This is a genomic window from Acinetobacter sp. ANC_7553, assembly GCF_056779895.1.
The window spans coordinates 104,374-125,540 of record NZ_JBWYIV010000007.1; the positions used below are offsets into that span (position 1 = coordinate 104,374).

Here is a 21,167-nt window from a genome sequence, read left to right on the forward strand (position 1 = left end):
TAATCCTTCCCTAACCCCTCCTTTGATAAAGGAGGGGGACAACAGGATGGCTTATGTGGGTCGGTTTGCGCCATCGCCAACCGGCCCTCTTCATTTTGGATCACTCATTACAGCTGTTGCAAGCTATTGTGAAGCAAGATCTCATGCAGGCAAATGGGTTGTACGAATTGAAGATACAGACATCCCTCGCATATATCCTGGTAGTGAAGAACATATCTTGTCATGTATTGAAGCTTTCGGTTTCGAGTTTGATGACGACATTATCTTTCAAAAAGACCGTTTAAACATCTATGAATCTGTCTTAAATGATCTTCAGCAACGTGACCTCACCTATGCCTGCCAATGTACACGCAAAATCTTAGGCTCTAATCATATCTATAGCAGTACTTGCCGCGATTTAAAACTACCACACGATCAACAAGCCATTCGGGTTAAAACATCAGACGAGTTGATTTGTTTTGAGGATCTTTTACAAGGTCAGCATTGCTCTAATTTGACCAATGAATTAGGAGATTTTGTTCTTAAACGTCGCGACGGTATTATTAATTATCAGCTCGCCGTGGTTGTGGATGATTATCTACAAGGAATGACTCATGTTGTGCGTGGTGCTGATTTGCTAGATAACACTGAACGACAAATTTGGTTAGGGCGATTATTGGGCTACCCTGAACTTCAGTATATGCATTTGCCCCTAGCAATGAATAAAGATGGTACAAAGCTTTCTAAGCAAAATTTAGCTGTAGCACTTGATCTCACCCAAGCCCCCCAACTCTTGAACAAAGCTATTCACGCATTAGGACAAGATCCAGTTGATCTAGATCAACCAAATCGCATGCTTCTACAGGCAATTCAACAATGGGATCGTAAGAAAATTCCAGTTGGCACCACCATACAAGGTGTTTTTGAATAGTGTCCATACAGAATCATGCTTGTTATTCAGCTGAAAATGTTTTTGAATTCCATTTAGATAGATTAATCAGGAGTTCATTATGTTTTTTATTTTTGGGGTAGGACCTAAAACCATCAAAACGGAAAAAGGGCAATTTCTATGCCCAGTCTGTCGTACATATAGCAATTATGAAATTAAACAACAACGCAATTATTTTTCTTTATTTTTTATTCCATTGATTCCACTATCAAAACCCAAATCTGGTCAAGTCACCTGTTTAAACTGTGGCACACATATGCCAACGATGGTGTTGCAGCAAAATAGTACTCCACCATCATCAGATTTGAATGCTTAAGATACAATCGTGTATTTTAAAAACTAGATACTTCCTTGGCCTGATTCTTTTCTTGGGTTGTTGCTTCAATTTTCAGCATTAAACTGACCATGACAGCACACATAATCAGAGATGAACCACCATAACTAATAAATGGTAAAGTTAAACCTTTAGTTGGGAGCAGCCCCATATTCATGCCAGCATTTACCATAATTTGCAGAACAAAAATAATGCTAATCCCGTAAGCCAAATAACCCGCTCTCAAAAATTGATGCTGAATGGCACGATGCCCTATTCGAATACACGCACCCACCATAAGAAATGACAGTGCGAGAACAACCGTAATGCCCATGAAACCGAACTCTTCTGCCAAAATAGCCAACATAAAGTCCGTATGCGCCTCAGGTAGATAAGACATTTTTTGAATACTATGGCCTAAGCCTACCCCTAACCATTCACCACGTCCAAAGGCCATAAGCGCATTTGAAAGCTGATAACCAGAACCTAAAGGATCTGCCCATGGATTGGTAAAAGACATTAAACGCTCGAAACGATAAGGCTCGAACACAACCAGCACTACAAATGCCATGATAATGGCACCCAATGCAATACCAAACTGGATTAGTGGCGCACCTGCAAGAAAGAACACCCCTAACATCGTTAAGGCAACCACTACCGTTGCACCTAAGTCAGGTTCAGCAATAATCAAACCAACTGTACATAGCATTACTGTTGCTAATCGTGCCAGCCCTTTCACATTATTCCGCACTTCTTCTGCCCGACGGACAACATAATCTGCAGTAAAAATAGCCATCATCACTTTCGCAGCTTCAGTAGGCTGGAAGGTAAATCCTGCGATTCGAATCCAACGCGTCGAACCGTTCACTTCCGAACCGACTAATAACACCGCGACAAGCAATGCCATAGTCATCATCCATAACGGAAATGTGTTATTAAACCAGGTATTTAACGAAACACGATAAACCAAAATTGCTGCGACAAACGCAACCACGATGGATATGGCATGGCGGATGACATAGTGGAATGGATTTTCATGCAATCTTTCTGCGTAAGGCATAGAAGCTGAACCAACCATCACCGTTCCAATACAGAGCAGTGCAATCACACAAAAAATTAGAACATTCCTTGATGTAATTTCACTTGGAATACGTGGTAACCAACGTTGGTAAATTTTATTCACTTTATCAATCGTTGTCTGAGCTGACTCAGCCATATCTTCGTCCTTATTGTTTTTCGTGCAGCGCATTCACACAAGCAACAAATTGATGTCCGCGTTGTGGATAGCCAGTAAACATATCAAAACTTGCACATGCCGGCGAAAGCAATACCACATCATGTTGCTGTGTATTTGCTTGACATAATTTTACTGCTTCTTCTAATGATGTAGCATGAAGAATTGTGGTTGTGCCTTGAATTGCTTGTTCAATCACTGGCGCATCTTCACCAATGAGTACCGCGAGTTTTGCAAATTCCGTTAATGATTTTCTTAAAGCAGTAAAATCTTGCCCTTTACCTTGACCACCTAAAATGATGGCAACTTTAGCTTTCTGTACTGCGATCGCCGCACCTAAGCCATCTAATGCTGCTAATGTTGCCCCAATATTTGTACCTTTTGAGTCGTTATAATAACGAACACCTTGCACTTCTTTGACAAATTCGCAGCGATGTTCCAACCCCTTGAAGGTTTTCAAAGTTTCCAGCATGACCTCTAATGGTAGACCTATCGCTTCACCTAAAGCTAAACACGCAAGTGCATTTGCGACATTGTGTGTCCCTTGAATATACATCTCAGAACTTTTCAATAAACGTTCACGCCCCCTTGCTAGCCACATCGTGCCATCAGTATCTCTGAGTACACCATACTGATTCATATCTGGTGCATTGAGCCCAAAACTCTGCATTGGCGTTGCATCAGGTACTAAGGGACGTGTCAAAGAGTCATCACGATTGAAGACCACTTTCTTGACACCTTGAAAAATACGATGTTTGGCCGTGTGATATCCCATCATATCGCCATGACGATCGAGATGGTCTTCGCTCATATTTAAGACGACAGCAACTTCAGCATTTAAGTTCGATGTAGTTTCTAATTGGAAACTGGATAGTTCTAAGATATATAGCTCTGGATCATCTTTGGTTAAATCTAAGGCTGGACGTCCTAAATTCCCCCCTACAGCGACTTTTTTGCCTGCATCTTTCGCCATTAAGCCGATCAAGGTGGTCACTGTACTTTTTGCATTAGAACCTGTTATTGCAACAATAGGCTTTTCAGTCGCACGTCTTAAAATTTGAATTTCACTGACAACAGGAATGCCTTGTGCAAGCGCTGTTTGAATCACTGGCAGTTTAGGATCAAGCCCTGGACTGATAATAATTTCCTCAGCAGACAACAACATTTCTTCGTCAAATTTCCCAAAGCTAGTTTGGACTTCAGGTGGAATTTGATCATGTCCAGGTGGAGAGGTCCTCGAATCTGTTACTGCAACGTGATAGCCTTTTTCATGTAGAAAATTTACCGCAGCAACACCCGAAATTCCGAGTCCTGCGACAACTTTTAATCCACCACGCTGTATTAACATTTCTGCCCCATATTTTAGTCTAATTAGAAACTGCCGAAATGTTAGCACTTTGCTGCTTTGAATGCTTTTTTTGATTTCATAATCTTGACATTATTTTGTGTCCATGCGTAAAAAAACCGCCAATTTAGGCGGTTCTTTTATTGAAGTAAACTACTTCCATTTCACAGCTTGAGGGTTTAACTTGGGTGTTTCCTTGTCTGAAACAGGACAAGCGCAATTTCCGCCACAACCAGCAGTCATTTTGGGTTTAAGCCACTTTGATAGTGCCTTCCACCCTTTTCTTTCCGTGGCATCTGACAGTTTCATAAAGGCTGAATTTGACGTCTGTGGAAAAACCTTTTTGAACACGACCAATGCACTCCAAAGGACCAATGCCGTAATAATTAGAATTTCAATCATCTCAGTCTCCTCAACTCTTCAGATTTAAGCTAACACGCTGGTCGCGACTTGATAGGTTAAAAACGACATAAAATACGCTAAACCAAATAAATAGACGGTCATAAAGCCAACTGTCTTCCAAGAACCTGTTTCGCGTTTCACTGTCGCTAATGTCGCCAAACAATGTGGTGCATAAATGAACCAGACCAAAAGTGATAATCCTGTTGCTAAAGACCAGCCCAAATCCCCACCACTACTAATCAGTGATGCCAAGCCTTCCGACATCGCATCCTCATCAACAGCAGACAAAGCATACACGGTGCCTAAAGCAGCAACGACAACTTCACGCGCAGCCATGGCTGGAATTAAAGCAATACAAATCTGCCAATTAAAGCCTAATGGCGCAAAGATTGGTTGCATCAAATGACCTAACATCCCCGCAAATGAATAATCAATCGCAGGTAATGTTGCACCCTCTGGTGGTTGTGGGAATGTGCACAAGAACCATAATAAAATAGAAAGCGCAAAGATGATTCCACCGACTCGCTTCAAAAAGATTTTTGCTCGATCAAGCAAGCCAATCCACACGTTTTTCAAATCTGGAAAACGATAGCTTGGAAGTTCCATCAATAACATATGTTGAGATTTATCTTTTTGGAAAAACTTCAACACAAACGATACGATCAGTGCACTCACAATCCCTGCCATATATAGACCGAACAGCACTAAACCTTGAAGGTTAAATAGTCCCCAAACCGTTTGAGAAGGCACAAAAGCTGCAATCAACAACGCATAGACGGGTAAACGAGCTGAACAAGTCATCAATGGCGCAACAAAGATCGTGGTCAAACGGTCTCTTGGATCACTAATAGTCCGTGATGCCATGATTCCAGGAATTGCACACGCAAAACTCGACAGTAATGGAATAAATGCACGTCCCGAAAGACCTGCTTTATACATCAACTTATCAAGTAAGAATGCCGCTCGGGGTAAATAACCTGATTCTTCAAGCACCAAGATAAAGAAGAATAAGATGAGAATCTGAGGCAAAAAGACAACTACACCACCTGCACCCGCGATAATTCCATCAACCACTAAACTATTGAGTAATGGATGTGCAATATTCTCACCAACGACTTCACCCAACCAGCCAAAGAACGTCTCAATACCATCCATGAAGGGTGCCGCCCAAGCAAAAACTGCTTGGAAAATGATGAACATCATCACCGCTAAACTGAATAGACCAAGTACTGGGTGCAGAAAGATTTTATCGAGAAAAACTGAACGTTTATCATCAAATTCAACAAATTGAACGGCATCTTTGACAATCGCTTCAACTTTGTCGTGATCAGATCCTTTCAAACCTGTCAGCTCAGTTTGAGGAACAGCATATTTGCCATGATCTAGCGCATTCATCAGGTTTTCAATACCTGAGCGACGCACAGCAACCGTTTCTACAACTGGAATGCCTAAGCGCTCAGAAAGCTTTTGGGTGTTTATTTGCATTCCACGACGACGAGCTTCATCCATCATGTTAAGTACGAGTAGCATTGGACGACCCAATTGGATCAACTCCAAAACTAAACCAAGGTGCAACTTCAGATTGGTTGCATCAACAACGCATAAAAATGCATCTTGATGACCTTCTTCCGCAATTTTCCCATAAACAACATCACGGGTGATTTCTTCATCTGGACTAGTTGCGTCTAAACTATACGTTCCTGGCAAGTCTAAAACACGAACCGCTTTACCTGAGTTTAGCGTGAAGTGACCAATTTTTCGCTCAACGGTTACACCTGCATAGTTACCTACTTTTTGGCGTGTTCCAGTCAAATGATTGAATAATGAAGTTTTACCACAGTTAGGATTACCAACAAGGGCAACACGCAACGCATCGCTCATGCCGACACTCCTTCTATTTCAATTTTTTGTGCTTCATTTTTTCTTAAGGCAAAGCGAGTAAAACCCACTTGAATGAGAATTGGATCACCGCCAAACAGTCCTTTCGTAATGACTTGTACTTTAGTTCCGGAAACAAATCCTAGCGTTTCTAAACGACTTGCCACCATATCTGTAGAAGTACCATCTACAGTGCGATGCACTTGCGTAATGATGGCAGATTGTTTGACTTTCAAATCAGATAAACGCACCGTACCTAACCCTAAAAAATTTTGAACAGTATACATACAAATGAGAATTATTACCGCACTCTCATCAAGAATGATTCGCATCTTCTTATAACACATCGACATGCATAGAAAATTACACTACATTAGATAATCTCAATTAAATCAATCGAATTTCCCAATTGAATATCCCTATGATTAATAAGAAACCTCGAGTTCCTGCACCCATTCAAATTCCAGAACAACTTTCGTTCTTACACGGATTTCGAGATTATTTAATCGCTCAGTCTGTTAGCCCACACACCCGAAATGCCTATCTCACAGATTTAGTCCAATGCAGTACTCTGTTAACCAGCCCCATGACCTTATGGTCACATGATGATATTTCAGATGTACTGATTGAGCTCACCAAACAAGGGAAAAGTCCTCGATCAATTGCTCGCACTTTATCGGCACTTCGGTCTTTCTATAAATTTTTAAGAGAGCAAAATTTAAGAACAGATAATCCTATAGCCGCACATAAAACACCCAAGTTAGGACGAGCGTTACCTAAAGATTTATCTGAGCAAGATGTTGAATCACTCATTCAAGCACCAGATACAAACACAGCGTTAGGCTTGCGTGATCGCACGATGTTTGAAGTCCTTTATGCTTGTGGTTTACGCGTGAGCGAACTGATTAATTTAAGAATAGATCACATCAATCTCAATCAGGGTTTTTTGCGAATCTTGGGCAAGGGAAATAAAGAACGTTTAGTTCCTTTGGGGCAAATTGCTGTGGAATGGATTGAAAAATATTTAGCAGAAGCTCGTCCACAACTCTATAAAAGTGCTACAGATTACTTATTTCTGACCCAACATGGCGGGATTATGAGCCGTCAAAACTTTTGGTATGCCATCAAACGTTATGCCCTCCAAGCAGGTATAGCGACAGAGCTATCCCCCCATACATTAAGACATGCTTTTGCAACTCACCTGCTCAATCACGGTGCAGATCTCCGAGTGGTACAAATGCTCCTCGGGCATAGTGATTTATCGACAACACAAATTTATACGCATGTTGCACAAATTCGCATGCAACAGCTTCATGCTCAGCATCATCCCCGTGGCTAAGTCATCGATCTGAATTTTGTAGCACTGAGCTATAATTTACGATTTGAGAATATTTTTTGTTATGCTTAGCGCAGTAAAAATAATGCTGAAAACTTTAAAAGGGTTGTTTATGTTATTTACCCGTTCGAAAATTTTATTCGCTTCTACCCTTGCAACGACGCTTTTTATGAGTGCATGCTCCAAATCTGAAGACACACAAAAATCAGATGGTACTTTAACGGCAACTGCTCCAGCAACCGGCCAAGCATCAAATTTAACTGAGCGAAATGCGCAACAACGCTTGATTCAAAAGTTAGAGAAAAATTTTAAAACCGCAAATATCAATGCCAAAATTATCGACATTAAACCAACCGAAGTACCAAATCTTTACTGGGTCAATTTAGAGGGTATGACTGCGGTATACACTACTGCAGATGGTCAATATATTTTCCAAGGTGATTTACTACGTTTAGGTAATAAAAAAGTTGAAGATATTGGACAATCCTTCCAGTCGGCATTGAGTAAAGGGTTACTAAGCCAGTTAAAAGCTGAAGATCTCATTATTTATCCAGCTAAATCTAAAACCAAACATATCGTTTACGTTTTTACAGATATCAGCTGCCCTTACTGCCATAAATTGCATGAACATATGGATGAAATCAATTCTAAAGGAATTGAAGTTCGTTATATCGCGTGGCCACGTGGAGAACAGTATTTCCCAGCAATGGAAAGTGTCTGGTGTAGTAAAAATCGTAAAACTGCATTTGATCAAGCTATTGCAGGTCAACAATTAAACAATACCAACTGTGAAAATCCTGTTAAAGATCAGTACCAAATGGGTTTAAAAATGGGTGTCAATGGAACGCCTGCAATTTACAGCTCAGAAGGTGTTTATCTTGGTGGATACATGACAGCAGATGAAATACTAAGTAGCTTAAATAACTAATATTTATGAGATAAATTACTGCTTTTTATACATCAATATTTAACTCGATTGACCCTAGAGTCTGCCTCTTTTTTTAGCTATGATCTAGGTTCAATAAAATTTTACATATTTTTTGGAGTGTGACGTGAAACCAGTTCGTCTGGCAATACTCGGTCTAGGAACCGTAGGTGGTGGTGCCCTTAAACTATTACAAGAAAACGCTGCTGAAATTAGACGTCGCACCGGTCGTGAAATTCAAATTACTTATGTGGGTACTCGTCGCCCTCGCCCAGATTTAAATCTTCCAGACTCAGTTAAACAAAGTGCCGACCTTCTTGATATCGTTCGTCAACCTGATGTTGATGTTGTTGTTGAAGTCATGGGTGGTATTCACCCTGCTTATGAAGTCATCAAAGAAGCAATTGTTCATGGCAAACAAGTTGTCACTGCCAATAAGGCGCTTTTAGCTGAACATGGTAACGAATTATTTAAACTTGCTGAAGACAATGCTGTGCAGATCGCCTATGAAGCAGCTGTTGCTGGCGGTATTCCAATTATCAAAGTAATTCGTGAAGGCTTAGCTGCCAATAAAATCGAGTGGCTTGCAGGCATCATTAATGGTACAGGCAACTTTATCCTAAGTGAAATGCGTGAAAAAGGACGTGCTTTTGCGGACGTTTTGAAAGAAGCGCAAGAACTTGGCTATGCTGAAGCAGATCCAACTTTTGATGTAGAAGGGATTGATGCTGCTCACAAGTTAACCATTCTTGCATCTTGTGCATTTGGTATTCCACTTCAATTTGATAAAGTTTTTACTGAAGGAATAGGCAAAGTTACTGCTCAAGATGTGAAGTACGCCGAAGATCTTGGCTTCCGTATTAAGCATTTAGGTATTGCACGTCGTGCAGAAAAAGGCATTGAACTACGTGTTCACCCAACGCTCATTCCAGATGACCAGTTGATCGCAAATGTAAACGGCGTTAAAAATGCTGTTCTCGTACAAGCGAACGCAGTCGGCCCAACTTTATATTATGGTGCTGGTGCTGGTGCTGGTCCAACTGCTTCTGCCGTAGTCGCTGACGTTGTCGATATCGTTCGTGACATTTCTTATACTGAAGACGGTGCTGGAACTATTCCACAATTAGCATTTGAAGCACTCACAGACTTACCAATTCTAAGTCGTGAAGAAATGACAACGGGTTACTACATCCGTATTAATGCTGAAGATCAAACAGGCGTACTTGCTGAAGTTACTACGATCTTGAGTCGTGCAGGAATCAGTATTGATGCCATTATGCAGCAACCTCGCTTAAAAGACCTTATTCCTATCGTGATTCTGACAGATCCTATTGTTGAATCAAAAATGGATGAAGCGCTTTCACAAATTCAAGCATTACCCGTCATCCATGGCGAAATTGTACGAATTCGTTTAGAATCGCTTGATAATTAATCATCTCGGGTAGAGGGTACTGCTGCCCTCTCCAGCTCTACACACAATTGGAACATCATCATGTCTAATGCCAATCGTTACACTGGTTTAGTTGACCGTTATCGCGACCGTTTACCAGTGTCTGCAACTACTCGTGCAATCTCCCTAGGCGAAGGTAATACACCACTGATTAAGCTTGCGAATATTCCACGTTTAATTGGCAAAAATGTTGAAATTTATGTGAAGTACGAAGGCTTAAACCCGACTGGTTCATTTAAAGACCGTGGTATGACCATGGCAGTCACTAAAGCTGTTGAAGAAGGCTCTAAAGCGATTATCTGTGCATCTACAGGTAATACCTCTGCTGCCGCTGCCGCTTATGCTGCTCGCGCTGGTATTAAAGCATTTGTTTTAATTCCAGAAGGCAAAATTGCAATGGGTAAAATGGCTCAAGCAATGATGTATGGTGCGATCACAATGCAAATTCGTGGTAACTTCGATGACGGTATGCGCCTTGTTAAAGAAGTTGCTGACCAAGCACCTGTAACTATCGTAAACTCAATCAACCCTTACCGTTTGCAAGGTCAAAAAACGATTGCATACGAAATCGTTGATGAATTAGGTCGTGCACCTGACTATCACTGCTTACCAGTAGGGAACGCAGGTAACATCACTGCACACTGGATGGGTTATACTGAAGCTGTTGCAAACCAACCTGCGGATCAATTTGAGCAAGTAATTTATGATGCTGAAACTGATCAGTTCACTGGTCCTAAACCTGAAGGTTTACCGACGATGGTTGGCTATCAAGCTTCTGGCGCAGCACCATTCTTACGTGGTGCACCTGTTCAAAACCCTGAAACTGTTGCAACAGCAATCCGTATTGGTAACCCACAAAGCTGGAACCATGCGAAAGCGGTAGTACGTGACTCTCAAGGTTGGTTTGATGAATTAACAGATGCTGAAATCTTAGAAGCTCAACGTTTGCTTTCTATGTATGAAGGTGTATTTGTTGAGCCTGCTTCTGCAGCTTCGATTGGTGGTGCAATCCGCGATATTAAAGCGGGCAAAATTGCTGAAGGCTCAGTCATTGTTTGTACTGTAACAGGTAATGGTCTTAAAGATCCTGATACTGCTATCAAACAGTGTTCTGATGCAGTCATGCTTTCAATAGATGCAACGATGGATCAAGTACGCGATTCAATTTTGTCTAATATGTAAGATTGCATCATAAAAAACCCTGCATCTGCAGGGTTTTTTATTTATGGTCTAGATCGCACGTGGTAACTGACTGGTCCAACGCATTAAGCGAACAGCATCATCATTACGAGCTTGAGTATTGCTTGCTCCTAAAAGCACAACTACAGCTGGACGATTATTCAAAGTCGTATGCATCACCACACAACGCCCAGCCTCATTAATAAATCCCGTCTTTGAAATGTTAATATTCCAGCCACCGTTACGAACGAGAGAGTTCGTATTGTTCGATTTCAACACACGATAACCGAGGTTAAAATCATAGGTTGGCGTCGTAGAAAATTGACGAATAAGACCGTACTGTGATGCGGTACTCACCAAGATGCCCAAGTCCCGCGCAGAAGCAACATTGCGAGGATCTAGACCTGTAGACTCAGTAAATTTAGATGAATGCATCCCTAAGGCACGTGCTTTATTATTCATAGCAGAGACGAAAGCCGCACGACCTCCTGGATATGTTCGAGCCAAAGCCGCAGCTGCAGGGTTTTCAGATTTCATTAAAGCGAATAATAAGGCTTCAGCACGATTCATTGTGTCACCTACACGCAATGTCGAGCTTGAGTTTTTACCACCCGCACCTGCAAAATCAATGCTTTGCAGCGTAATATTTTCAGACATATTTAATTGTGCATCTGCGATCACAACAGCTGTCATTAATTTTGTAACAGACGCAATCGGTAGAACAGTATTCGTGTTCTTACTAAATAAGACCTCACCCGTATTTGCATCCATGACCAATGCTGCACGCGCGTTCACAGAAGGTTGATTACTATAGCGACTGTTATCAAGAATCTGAGAGGTTGGTGATGTTGAGGTCGCAGGGCCTGTAGATTTACGAATTGTTGTTGTAATCGTGGTTGTTGCTTGAGGGGTATACTCTTCTGAAGAGGAAGTAGAAGCTTTGAGACTATCATTATTTAAGAATTGGCTTGCATCTTCAGATGACCAACTGATGCTCGCCTGCCCCGGTGCAGAATTAGCATGATTAATTAATTCTGCAAAGCTCAATGAGCTCATAGAGAGTAGTACTGATGTAGTCAGCACATGCATTAGCGTTAATTTCTGTTTTTTCACGATAACTTACTCATCTTACGGAGGCATTTTGCATCATTGCTAATCACCTCAAATATGACTTACATTTAGGTACAAACGTGATTAATATTAAACCACGTGATTATGCACAGTATTTTAGTAAAGATTAGGAATAGCATTGCTATTTTTGTTAGTCCAATGCAAGCAATTTTTGCATCATGTAACAAAAAAGTAAGAATAGATTTCAGAGGAGGTGTTTGTGATCACGGTATTAGTGGTAGATGACCATGAGTTAGTTCGTACAGGTATTTGTCGTATGCTTGAAGATCAAGCAGATATTCAAGTCATTGGTCAAGCAGAGTCCGGTGAAGAAGCCATTAGTCTTGTTCGTCAACACCACCCTAATGTCGTCTTGCTCGATGTGAATATGCCTGGTATCGGTGGCGTAGAAACCACTCGCCGTTTATTACAAACAGCACCTGACACCAAAGTTCTCGCCGTCAGTGGCCTAGCGGAAGAACCCTATCCATCACTACTGTTAAAAGCGGGGGCTCGTGGTTATATCACGAAGGGAGCTCCGATCACAGAAATGGTGCGTGCAATTAATAAAGTCATGCAAGGTGGTAAATACTTCAGTGCAGATATTGCTGAACAGCTTGCGAGTTCTTATTTATCTGATACACAAACCTCTCCTTTTGACGCACTTTCTGAACGTGAAATGCAAGTCGCGATGATGGTTGTGAATTGTATTAGTGCCCAAGAAATTTCAGACAAACTTTTCGTTAGCGTAAAAACAGTGAATACTTATCGGTATCGTATATTTGAAAAATTAGGAATCGATAGTGATGTCAAACTGACTCATTTGGCAATTCGTTATGGTTTGATTAAGCCTTAATTTGATCTGAGTATTCCAATGACGTCTGCTGCTTCAATTTCTATTTACCAAACGATCTACCGTCTTGGAACACTATATTCAAGTTATCGTGTCATTATCGCCCTAAGCTTAACGCTCATATTCCTACTGACGATTGATTCTGAACGTTATTTTTATCAATATGAATCAATCTATTTTTACGCTTTACTCCTTTATGTTGCAAGCAGCATCGTACAAACGATCGTTTTAAAATACTTACCACAAGCCATTTCTAAACAAATTATCACCTTATTTGCAGTTGACCTGCTCTTTCTAAATACCCTTACTTTTGCACTCGGTGGTCCCAATATCGCAATTGGGTTATTGTTTGTCATTTCCGTCTTTGCAGCAAATTTTTTACTCAGTAAAAACCAAGCCTTATTCATCACATTGGTCGCGGTGATTGGGGTCGTATATCAACAGTTTTTTGGTAGTTTGTTCTCCATTGAAAGTCTAAATAATATTGGTGACAGTGCCTTTCTTGCTTTTTTATTTTTTGTGGTTCATGGCATTGGTCAAGTATCAATACAACGATTTCAAGTACTCGAATCGGTCAATATACATCAAGCTAACGAACTCTTTAAATTACAAAATATTAATCGTTATATTCTTGAGCAAATCGAAGTTGGTTATCTGGTCTTAGATGATCACTGTAAAATTATCGTCTGCAATCCTGCTGCATGTTCCCTACTCGGTATTTCGCCACTCTATGCTCATGAACAATATAATCTTGCAAATTTTCAACCAGATCTCTATGAAATTCTCAAAAATACATTAGTTGCTCATGGAGAGCGCTTTCAATTTGAATCGCATCAATCATCCTATACGGTTGATATTCGCATTCAAAAACTGGTTACACCTCAACAAGCGCTCACGCTATTAATTTTGGAAGATGCGCAAAAGCTTAATCAGAAAGTTCAACAAATGAAATTAGCTTCTCTTGGTCAATTATCAGCCAGTATTGCACATGAAATACGTAATCCTTTAGCGGCAATCGTACAAGCTAATGAACTTAATGATGATTCGGATGAAGAACAAAAACGTATGCTCAATCAAATGATTGCCAAGCAAGCAAAACGTATTGATAAAATTGTCAAAGACACATTGGATATGGCAAAGAATAAAAAAACTGCTGGTGTACTAATTCATTTTGAACAGTTTATGCATGATCTTATTCACCAAGATTTAGCAGATATCAGTTCTCATATTCAATTACAGCTTGAAGCTAATCTTGAAGTTTATTTTGATGAAATCCAACTGCGACAAGTTCTGATTAATTTAATTCGTAATGCTATTCGACATAACGATCCGACCGCAGAATACATTTTTGTCAGAAGTAGTCATTCAGAAAATCAAATTTTTATTGATGTTATCGATTTTGGCAAAGGCATCCAACAACATGATTTATCTCAATTATTTCAACCATTTTTTAGTACTGAAACCAATGGAACTGGTTTAGGATTATATTTATCACAAAGTATTTGTGAAGCTAACCAAGCAAAATTGAGTTATATCGAGCAAGAACAGCAAGGTGCATGTTTTCGTATTACATGCCATAAGACAGACGTTTAGATGGATAAGATCAGGTTATGGTAAAGCAACAACCTTTAGTACTTTTAGTCGATGATGAACCTGATTTATGTATGTTGATGCAAATGACCCTTTCTCGGATGGGCATTAAAACGCATATGGCACATCATTTGAAACAAGCGCTACATTTTCTAAGAGAATATAAATACGATGCGTGTATCACCGATTTCAATTTACCAGATGGCAATGGCATCGATTTAGTTAAATACGTCACCCAGCACTATCCGAAGACGCCCATCGCGGTACTGACCGCCTATGCCAATATGGAGTTGGCAATCTCCGCTTTAAAAGCAGGCGCTTTCGATTTCGTCAGTAAGCCCATTAATCAACAACATTTGCATCAATTGCTTAAGAAAGCATTACATACCCCTGCAGTGGATGATGATCTCAATCAGCTTCCACTTGAGGAACAACTGCTGATTGGTGTCTCAGAACAAACTCAACAGCTTCGTACAGCAATCAAAAAAATAGCTCGATCACAAGCACCCGTCTTTATTACAGGTGAATCAGGGACTGGTAAAGAAATCGTTGCGAATCTTATTCATCAACTCAGTAATCGTCATGATCATGCCTTTGTCGCGATCAATTGTGGTGCGATGAATGAAGACCTGATGGAAAGTGAATTATTTGGTCATATCAAAGGCAGTTTTGTGGGTGCTGACCAAGACAAACAAGGGTTAATTCAAACAGCTGACGGTGGAACATTATTTTTAGATGAAATTGCAGAGCTTTCACTCGCCATGCAAGCTAAATTGCTACGAGCAGTTCAAGAAAAGAAAATACGTCCGATTGGCAGTGATAAAGAGCTTGATGTTGATTTTAGAATTGTCAGTGCAAGCCATCAAAATCTTGAGCAATTGGTTCAGCAAGGCAAATTTAGACAAGATCTATTTTTTAGAATTCATGTGATGGATTTACGTCTTACCCCACTCCGCGATAGACCCAAAGATATTCCCGTTCTAGCTCAACATTTTATTGATAAAATCAGTAGTGAATGGCGTATTGAAGCCCCTCAACTGTCTCAAGAGGCGATAAAATTCCTTAAACAACAACCATTTACAGGGAATGTACGCGAACTTAAAAATATCATCGAGCGTGCACTTACACTTTGCGATGATAAGCTCATCGCAGTCGAGCATGTAAAAAGCCCTTCATTAAGCTTAACATCCCCACCTTTAGCACAACAACCAAATAGTCCAATTGAAGCAACTACTGATTTACCTTCTCAGACACCCAAAGGTTTGCCCGAAGAGGGATTAGAGCAATACCTTGAGAAAGTAGAAAAGGAAGTTTTAATTAATGCGTTAAACTCAACGCATTGGAACAGAACCCTGGCCGCCAAAAAATTGGGAATGACATTCCGCTCATTACGATATCGTTTAAAAAAATTTGGTTTAGATACTGAAGATGAATAACTTAGCATCACCCCGATATTGATGATATTTAACGGCTTCTTAACAACAAATCGGCTGCGTGTTGGAGGTAAACCTCCTCCTTCATATCCTGCGGCCAAGGATATTCGATATTAGGGGCTATGCCTTGCCCATCAATCTCGACACCATTCGGTGTTAAGTAATGAGATACTGTCATTTGTAGTGCCGCACCATTTTCAAGTGGAAAGAGTTTTTGCACAACACCTTTACCATAACTCTTTTCACCAATGATTACGGCGCGTTGATGATCTTTCATTGCTGCCGTAAATACTTCTGCTGCAGAAGCCGAACGTTGATTAATCAATACTCCGACTTTAAGCCCTGTAAATTCATGTCCAGGTAAAGCTTGGAATTGTTGATCACCTTCTGAACGGCTACGTGTAGATACAATCAAACCCTGATTTAAAAATAAATCTGCCGTTTCCACAGCAGAAGATAATAATCCACCCGGATTATTTCTTAGATCTATTAAAACAGCTTTGAGTTGTTGGCTATGATGCTCATCGATATAACGTTTTATTTCATTCGCAGTATCTTGCTGAAAAACTTTCACCTTTAATAGTAAAACTTGATTACTCAGCATATGTGCTTGTATATCGGCAACATCTAGTTTTTGATTTCTCACTAAAATAATTGGAGATGAGTTCGGTGATCTTTGTAAACTGATGGTTGATCCAATCGAGCCGCTGAGCAAGTCTTTGACTTGATCTTGGTTTAACAATCTAAGCTCTTGTCCATCAATTTTGTAAAGTGTAACGCCGTTGGCCAATCCTAATTTTGCCGAGTCACTATCGGGATCTAAATTTTCGATCTGCCATAAACCTCGTGAGGTATCAAAGCTAAGATCAAAATCGATACTCGCTAAATCCTCCTCGGTATATTTGAGGAGTTGGCGATAATCTTCTGGAGATAAATAGCGAGAGTAACGATCTAGCCCACTCACCAAACCTTGGATCGCTTGTAAAAATAACTGATCGTCAGTGACTTCAGTGACATAGTTTTCTTTTACTGTACCGTAAATCTGAACAAACTGCTGTATAGATTCAATCGGAACTTCTGAACTGTTTGATGACCAGTCTTCTTCTAATGGATCAACTGCTGGACCCTTAGATCCAGCAGCGAAAGCATGAACCCCATTCAAACTTAAAGCTAGACCTAACATGAGTTTGAATAACAATGGATTCATACTGAATTCCTTCTTATTTTTTAAACTAAAGTCACTAAATTGCGACCTTTCATTTCAGCAGGAACAGGCAACTGCATTAAATTCAATAATGTCGGTGCAACGTCTGCAAGCACCCCACCCTCTGCAATTTTTGCTTGAGTTGGACCTACATAAATAAATGGCACATGCTCAGTTGTATGTTGAGTATGGACTTGACCACTTTCATAGTCCTGCATTTGTTCAACATTACCGTGATCCGCAGTGATCAACATATGGCCTTTCTTCGCCATCACTGCATCATAGACACGACCTAAGCTGACATCCACTGCTTCTACTGCTTTAACGGCAGCATCGAATACCCCTGTATGTCCAACCATATCGCCGTTTGCATAGTTCACAACGAGTAAGTCAAATTCACCTGAATTAATTGCATTCACTAACTCATCAGTGACTTCATAAGCACTCATTTCTGGTTTTAAATCATAGGTTGCAACATTTGGTGATGGAATCAAAATACGTTTTTCACCTGGATACTCATCTTCACGACCACCACTGAAGAAGAAAGTCACATGGGCATATTTCTCAGTTTCCGCGATACGCAATTGAGTTTTACCTAAATTAGACAGGTATTCACCAATTGAATTGACCAACGGTTCTGGCATATATGCCACCGGCGCATTAATTGTCGCTTGATAGCGCGTTAACATGACAAATTTCGCAAGCTGAGGCACAACTTTACGCTCGAAACCATCGAAGCCTTGTTCAACAAATGCTTTTGTCAATTCGCGAGCACGATCTGCACGGAAATTCATAAAAACAACAGCATCGCCATCTTGTACTGCGGCTACATCCCCAATACGTGTTGCTTTCACAAACTCATCTGACTCTTCAGCAGCATACGCTTGTTCGAGACCTTCCACAGCAGACTCAACTACGCGAACAGCCTCACCTTCTGTTAATAAACGATATGCTTGTTCGACACGATCCCAACGATTGTCACGATCCATTGCGAAATAACGACCGATCATCGTTGCAATTCGACCCTGACCTGGATATTGGGCAAATAGTGCATCTAATTTCTCTAAAGACGGCTGTGCACTTTTTGGCGGAGTATCACGACCATCTAAAAAAGCATGTAAATAGACTTGAGCACCTCTTTTTAGTGCCAACTCTGCCATAGCAACAATATGGTCTTCATGAGAGTGAACACCACCTTCAGACAACAATCCAAAAATATGTACTGCTTTTTGATTTTCTTTTGCTTTTTCTACAGCATCAACCAATACTTCATGTTTATAGAAATCACCAGTACGGATATCTTTGGTAATACGAGTGAAATCTTGATACAACACGCGTCCAGCACCAAGATTCATATGACCAACTTCTGAATTCCCCATTTGGCCATCTGGAAGACCAACATCTTCACCTGAACCTGAAATCAGACCATGTGGATGATTCTGTTTCATTGCAGTTAAATTAGGTGTTTTCGCTGCAAGAAAAGCATTATCTTCGACCGCTTCACGATGACCCACACCATCCATAATGACTAAAACGTGAGGGATTTTGCCAGCAGTTGCATCCGTCATGATATACACTCTTTTCTGTTTACAAATTAATCAACGTATCTTAACGAATTTTTCATTAAGACTCTATCTGAACACGATGGCTTTGATTGATCTAGACCATCTATTTTTCAATTTAAAAATTCTCTAGCGCGCTCGATATAGCAAATAGCTACCTACCGCAAAGATAAGCACAATTGGCAGAAAAACAAACCAAGCGGGAGATGGTGAATACACCAAACTCGCGTACCCTAAGAAGTCTTGTAGGTAGTAAAAACCAAGCCCTACAAATAACGCAATCACTAAACGAAAACCCATAGACTGTTGCCTTAAAGGGCCAAAAATAAAAGAGCAAGCAATCAGTACGAGTGCCAACAATGCAAATGGCGAAGCCACTTTTTGCCAGAATGCAAGTAAATACGTTTTAGGAACTTGACTATATTCATCCATATAGCGCATAAAACTGATCAATTGGCTTGGAGCTAAATCTTCAGGATCAATCGTCACCATATGAACATATTTAGGTTGAAGCGCTAAAGCAACATCCTGCTGAGGAGTTTGAATCAGTCTCGAATAGCCTTCAGGAAAAATATCCATCTGACTGGCTTCAATTAAAGACCATTGTCCATTTTGTACAAATTGACCTTGATTCGCAGTCAAGACTGACTTCAGACGATAATCTTGATCAAAGTCCATCATCTCAACTTGACGTAACTGCCCTTGCGCATTTGCATAGTCAATATAAATAAATCGTTGACCTTCTCTAGTCCAATACCCTTTGACTTCGCCAAGCTCAGCAACAGAACGACGGTCTTTAATACTTTCCGCCCGCTCATTGGTGTAAGGAATAACATATTCACTGAGTAAAAATGAAAGCAATACCAAGAGCATTGCTGAGCGCATGACCCAACCCACAATACGCCACAGGCTAATCCCTGAAGCGCGCATAACAATCAGCTCACTATTTGAAGCCATTGAACCCAAACCGAGCACTGCACCAATCAATGCTGAAATAGGTAAAATTTCATATAAATATTGCGGTGAAGCCCATAGAACATGAAGAAGCGCTTGCCAAGCTCCATACCCTTCTTTGAGGCTGCCTAATTCACCCATATAGGTAAAAAGAATTTGAAGGGCTGATAAAATCGCTGTAGCACCCAACATCGCCAGCGCTGTGGTTTTCGTCACATGTTTTGCGACAATTCGACGTGCCAACATTATGATTTCACCTGCTCAATTCGTTTTTTTAACTTAGGCGCTAGTTTTTGTTTACGCGAGAAAATCGCCGCACCCACTGCATAAACAATCAAGATAGCGGGATAAGCCCAAATACCAATCTCATCTTTACTAATTCTGGTTTTAATCGCCATTAATGCCACAATCAAACTGGCAAAAATTAAGAGTGCAGGAAATAATTTTAAATATCGTCCTTGGCGTGGAGTAACCTCAGACAATGCCGTTGCTAACATCAATGCCACAATCAATGTAAATGGCACAAATATTCTCCAGCCCAATTCACTGGCTACTACAGGGTCTTCACGAGTTTCAATCAACTTCGAAATTGGTAACGCTTCTACATCACCACTTTCGAATTTCGCCTCTTTATCACTTTCAAGACGCAAACGATATGAAGCAAACTCGGTATGACTATATTTCGGACTATCTTGATAAATTTCGTAACGACGACCTTGGGTTAAATCAACAACACTCGCTGTTTCACCGACCATTTCAACACGTGTCGCTTCTTTCGCTAAAATCATGATGTCAGGTTTTTCAGGCTTATCTGCACGCTGATAGAAGAAAATTTCTTTTAAGTTTTTACGATCTTCCGAAAGTGCACCAGCATAAATGGTATAAGGACCTGAGGAAATAAACTCTTTTGGACGTACCAAATCAAAGCCTGATCGAACCGCTTGGGTCGTCGTAAGCTTTTCAAATTCACGTATACCCCATGGAGACATCCATACCATTAATACCGTTTGAATGGCCAAATAAATGGCTGTGAGAGGTAACAATAAACGAGCCAATTGATTACGACTAACACCACTGCCATTGAGAACCGCCATTTCATGATCTACATACAGTCGGCCAAACACCAACATGAGACCAATGAAAAAACCTAAAGGTAAGATCAATGTCAAAAATTCTGGAAGACGGTAGCCAATGATGCTAAATAAAATACTTGCATCCATTCGACCCTGAGCTGCCACGCCAAAATACTTGATCAAACGCCCACCCAACATGATGAGTGTAAGCAATGAAATCACAACCACAGAGGTAGATACCACTTGTTTGACGAGGTAACGTCTTATAATCAAAGTAATCTTCCAAAATTAGGTTAAATCGGCTAGCGCTAGTTTACCCGAATGTTAAAAATATAAAACCTCATTGAAATTCTATCATTGGTAGTGTTTCAATGGTTTAATGATTTAAACGGTCTCAA

Annotated in this window: 19 protein-coding genes; 9 read left to right on the top strand and 10 right to left on the bottom strand. The window is 40.5% G+C overall.

What is annotated here, in order from left to right:
• The first annotated feature begins 46 nt into the window (after positions 1-46).
• Both gluQRS and AC1M9I_RS07225 read left to right on the top strand, forming a co-directional pair.
• Positions 47-910 (top strand): tRNA glutamyl-Q(34) synthetase GluQRS, encoded by an 864-nt coding sequence (gene gluQRS / locus AC1M9I_RS07220; RefSeq protein WP_481610865.1) that lies wholly within the window; start codon positions 47-49, stop codon positions 908-910.
• Positions 911-989: 79 nt separating this feature from the next.
• Positions 990-1,244 carry a zinc-ribbon domain-containing protein gene (locus AC1M9I_RS07225; RefSeq protein WP_035263916.1) on the top strand — a complete coding sequence of 85 codons (255 nt, stop codon included), beginning with the start codon at positions 990-992 and terminating at the stop codon, positions 1,242-1,244.
• A 16-nt stretch (positions 1,245-1,260) separates the two neighbouring features.
• Here the strand turns inward: AC1M9I_RS07225 and ftsW are convergent, their stop codons facing one another.
• The 5 genes from ftsW to AC1M9I_RS07250 all read right to left on the bottom strand — a co-directional run bounded on the left by ftsW (position 1,261) and on the right by AC1M9I_RS07250 (position 6,351).
• A complete protein-coding gene (ftsW, locus tag AC1M9I_RS07230) occupies positions 1,261-2,457 on the bottom strand; it encodes a putative lipid II flippase FtsW (RefSeq protein WP_035263915.1) in 1,197 nt (398 codons plus the stop codon).
• Between the two features lie 10 nt (positions 2,458-2,467).
• Positions 2,468-3,823: a UDP-N-acetylmuramoyl-L-alanine--D-glutamate ligase gene (gene murD, locus AC1M9I_RS07235; protein WP_481610866.1), complete on the bottom strand. Its 1,356-nt coding sequence runs from the start codon at positions 3,821-3,823 to the stop codon at positions 2,468-2,470.
• A gap of 150 nt (positions 3,824-3,973) precedes the next feature.
• Complete coding sequence (locus AC1M9I_RS07240; RefSeq protein WP_481589173.1) at positions 3,974-4,222, bottom strand: DUF6587 family protein; 249 nt, start codon at positions 4,220-4,222, stop codon at positions 3,974-3,976.
• Between the two features lie 24 nt (positions 4,223-4,246).
• On the bottom strand, positions 4,247-6,103 hold the full coding sequence (gene feoB / locus AC1M9I_RS07245) for a ferrous iron transport protein B (RefSeq protein WP_092767324.1): 1,857 nt from the start codon (positions 6,101-6,103) through the stop codon (positions 4,247-4,249).
• Positions 6,100-6,351, bottom strand: a complete 252-nt coding sequence (locus tag AC1M9I_RS07250; protein WP_092767423.1) for a FeoA family protein — start codon at positions 6,349-6,351, stop codon at positions 6,100-6,102. Before AC1M9I_RS07250 ends, feoB begins: the two co-directional genes overlap by 4 nt.
• A 170-nt stretch (positions 6,352-6,521) precedes the next feature.
• Here AC1M9I_RS07250 and xerD point away from each other — a divergent pair, with 170 nt between their 5' ends.
• The 4 genes from xerD to thrC all read left to right on the top strand — a co-directional run bounded on the left by xerD (position 6,522) and on the right by thrC (position 10,993).
• Complete coding sequence (gene xerD / locus AC1M9I_RS07255) at positions 6,522-7,439, top strand: site-specific tyrosine recombinase XerD (RefSeq protein WP_092767326.1); 918 nt, start codon at positions 6,522-6,524, stop codon at positions 7,437-7,439.
• Between the two features lie 109 nt (positions 7,440-7,548).
• On the top strand, positions 7,549-8,364 hold the full coding sequence (locus tag AC1M9I_RS07260) for a DsbC family protein (protein WP_481593230.1): 816 nt from the start codon (positions 7,549-7,551) through the stop codon (positions 8,362-8,364).
• A gap of 124 nt (positions 8,365-8,488) precedes the next feature.
• The gene (locus AC1M9I_RS07265) at positions 8,489-9,793 is read left to right on the top strand and encodes a homoserine dehydrogenase (RefSeq protein WP_035263907.1); all 1,305 of its coding nucleotides are present in this window, start codon (positions 8,489-8,491) and stop codon (positions 9,791-9,793) included.
• A 60-nt stretch (positions 9,794-9,853) separates the two neighbouring features.
• Entirely contained in the window at positions 9,854-10,993 is a 1,140-nt protein-coding gene (gene thrC / locus AC1M9I_RS07270) for a threonine synthase (protein ID WP_092767330.1), read from the top strand.
• Positions 10,994-11,041: 48 nt separating this feature from the next.
• Here the strand turns inward: thrC and AC1M9I_RS07275 are convergent, their stop codons facing one another.
• Positions 11,042-12,103, bottom strand: a complete 1,062-nt coding sequence (locus tag AC1M9I_RS07275; protein ID WP_481593229.1) for a serine hydrolase — start codon at positions 12,101-12,103, stop codon at positions 11,042-11,044.
• Between the two features lie 217 nt (positions 12,104-12,320).
• Here AC1M9I_RS07275 and gacA point away from each other — a divergent pair, with 217 nt between their 5' ends.
• From gacA to AC1M9I_RS07290, 3 genes are read left to right on the top strand one after another with little or no spacing between them, the layout of a single operon-like run.
• Positions 12,321-12,956, top strand: coding sequence for a response regulator transcription factor GacA (gene gacA / locus AC1M9I_RS07280; protein ID WP_092767334.1), 636 nt, complete (start codon positions 12,321-12,323; stop codon positions 12,954-12,956).
• 18 nt (positions 12,957-12,974) lie between these two features.
• Positions 12,975-14,546, top strand: coding sequence for a sensor histidine kinase (locus tag AC1M9I_RS07285; RefSeq protein ID WP_481593228.1), 1,572 nt, complete (start codon positions 12,975-12,977; stop codon positions 14,544-14,546).
• Positions 14,547-14,563: 17 nt separating this feature from the next.
• Positions 14,564-15,979 (top strand): sigma-54-dependent transcriptional regulator, encoded by a 1,416-nt coding sequence (locus AC1M9I_RS07290; protein ID WP_481593227.1) that lies wholly within the window; start codon positions 14,564-14,566, stop codon positions 15,977-15,979.
• A 28-nt stretch (positions 15,980-16,007) separates the two neighbouring features.
• On the opposite strand, the gene AC1M9I_RS07295 is transcribed toward AC1M9I_RS07290, so the two are convergent.
• The 4 genes from AC1M9I_RS07295 to lptF form a co-directional block, all read right to left on the bottom strand.
• Entirely contained in the window at positions 16,008-17,183 is a 1,176-nt protein-coding gene (locus AC1M9I_RS07295) for a S41 family peptidase (protein ID WP_228143113.1), read from the bottom strand.
• Between the two features lie 20 nt (positions 17,184-17,203).
• The gene (gene gpmI, locus AC1M9I_RS07300; RefSeq protein ID WP_035263895.1) at positions 17,204-18,748 is read right to left on the bottom strand and encodes a 2,3-bisphosphoglycerate-independent phosphoglycerate mutase; all 1,545 of its coding nucleotides are present in this window, start codon (positions 18,746-18,748) and stop codon (positions 17,204-17,206) included.
• A 123-nt stretch (positions 18,749-18,871) separates the two neighbouring features.
• Entirely contained in the window at positions 18,872-19,942 is a 1,071-nt protein-coding gene (gene lptG / locus AC1M9I_RS07305; protein WP_481593226.1) for an LPS export ABC transporter permease LptG, read from the bottom strand.
• The gene (gene lptF / locus AC1M9I_RS07310) at positions 19,942-21,042 is read right to left on the bottom strand and encodes an LPS export ABC transporter permease LptF (RefSeq protein WP_035263893.1); all 1,101 of its coding nucleotides are present in this window, start codon (positions 21,040-21,042) and stop codon (positions 19,942-19,944) included. Before lptF ends, lptG begins: the two co-directional genes overlap by 1 nt.
• Between the last annotated feature and the right edge of the window lie 125 nt (positions 21,043-21,167).

What these genes read in the sequence shown, in the direction of transcription:
- gpmI (WP_035263895.1), bottom strand. Translation starts at nt 18,748, where the DNA reads ATGACGGATGCAACTGCTGGCAAAATCCCTCACGTTTTAGTCATTATG.
- AC1M9I_RS07290 (WP_481593227.1), top strand. Translation starts at nt 14,564, where the DNA reads ATGGTAAAGCAACAACCTTTAGTACTTTTAGTCGATGATGAACCTGAT.
- murD (WP_481610866.1), bottom strand. Translation starts at nt 3,823, where the DNA reads ATGTTAATACAGCGTGGTGGATTAAAAGTTGTCGCAGGACTCGGAATT.
- AC1M9I_RS07240 (WP_481589173.1), bottom strand. Translation starts at nt 4,222, where the DNA reads ATGATTGAAATTCTAATTATTACGGCATTGGTCCTTTGGAGTGCATTG.
- AC1M9I_RS07225 (WP_035263916.1), top strand. Translation starts at nt 990, where the DNA reads ATGTTTTTTATTTTTGGGGTAGGACCTAAAACCATCAAAACGGAAAAA.
- AC1M9I_RS07260 (WP_481593230.1), top strand. Translation starts at nt 7,549, where the DNA reads ATGTTATTTACCCGTTCGAAAATTTTATTCGCTTCTACCCTTGCAACG.
- xerD (WP_092767326.1), top strand. Translation starts at nt 6,522, where the DNA reads ATGATTAATAAGAAACCTCGAGTTCCTGCACCCATTCAAATTCCAGAA.
- gluQRS (WP_481610865.1), top strand. Translation starts at nt 47, where the DNA reads ATGGCTTATGTGGGTCGGTTTGCGCCATCGCCAACCGGCCCTCTTCAT.
- lptG (WP_481593226.1), bottom strand. Translation starts at nt 19,942, where the DNA reads ATGTTGGCACGTCGAATTGTCGCAAAACATGTGACGAAAACCACAGCG.
- AC1M9I_RS07295 (WP_228143113.1), bottom strand. Translation starts at nt 17,183, where the DNA reads ATGAATCCATTGTTATTCAAACTCATGTTAGGTCTAGCTTTAAGTTTG.
- ftsW (WP_035263915.1), bottom strand. Translation starts at nt 2,457, where the DNA reads ATGGCTGAGTCAGCTCAGACAACGATTGATAAAGTGAATAAAATTTAC.
- thrC (WP_092767330.1), top strand. Translation starts at nt 9,854, where the DNA reads ATGTCTAATGCCAATCGTTACACTGGTTTAGTTGACCGTTATCGCGAC.
- AC1M9I_RS07285 (WP_481593228.1), top strand. Translation starts at nt 12,975, where the DNA reads ATGACGTCTGCTGCTTCAATTTCTATTTACCAAACGATCTACCGTCTT.
- feoB (WP_092767324.1), bottom strand. Translation starts at nt 6,103, where the DNA reads ATGAGCGATGCGTTGCGTGTTGCCCTTGTTGGTAATCCTAACTGTGGT.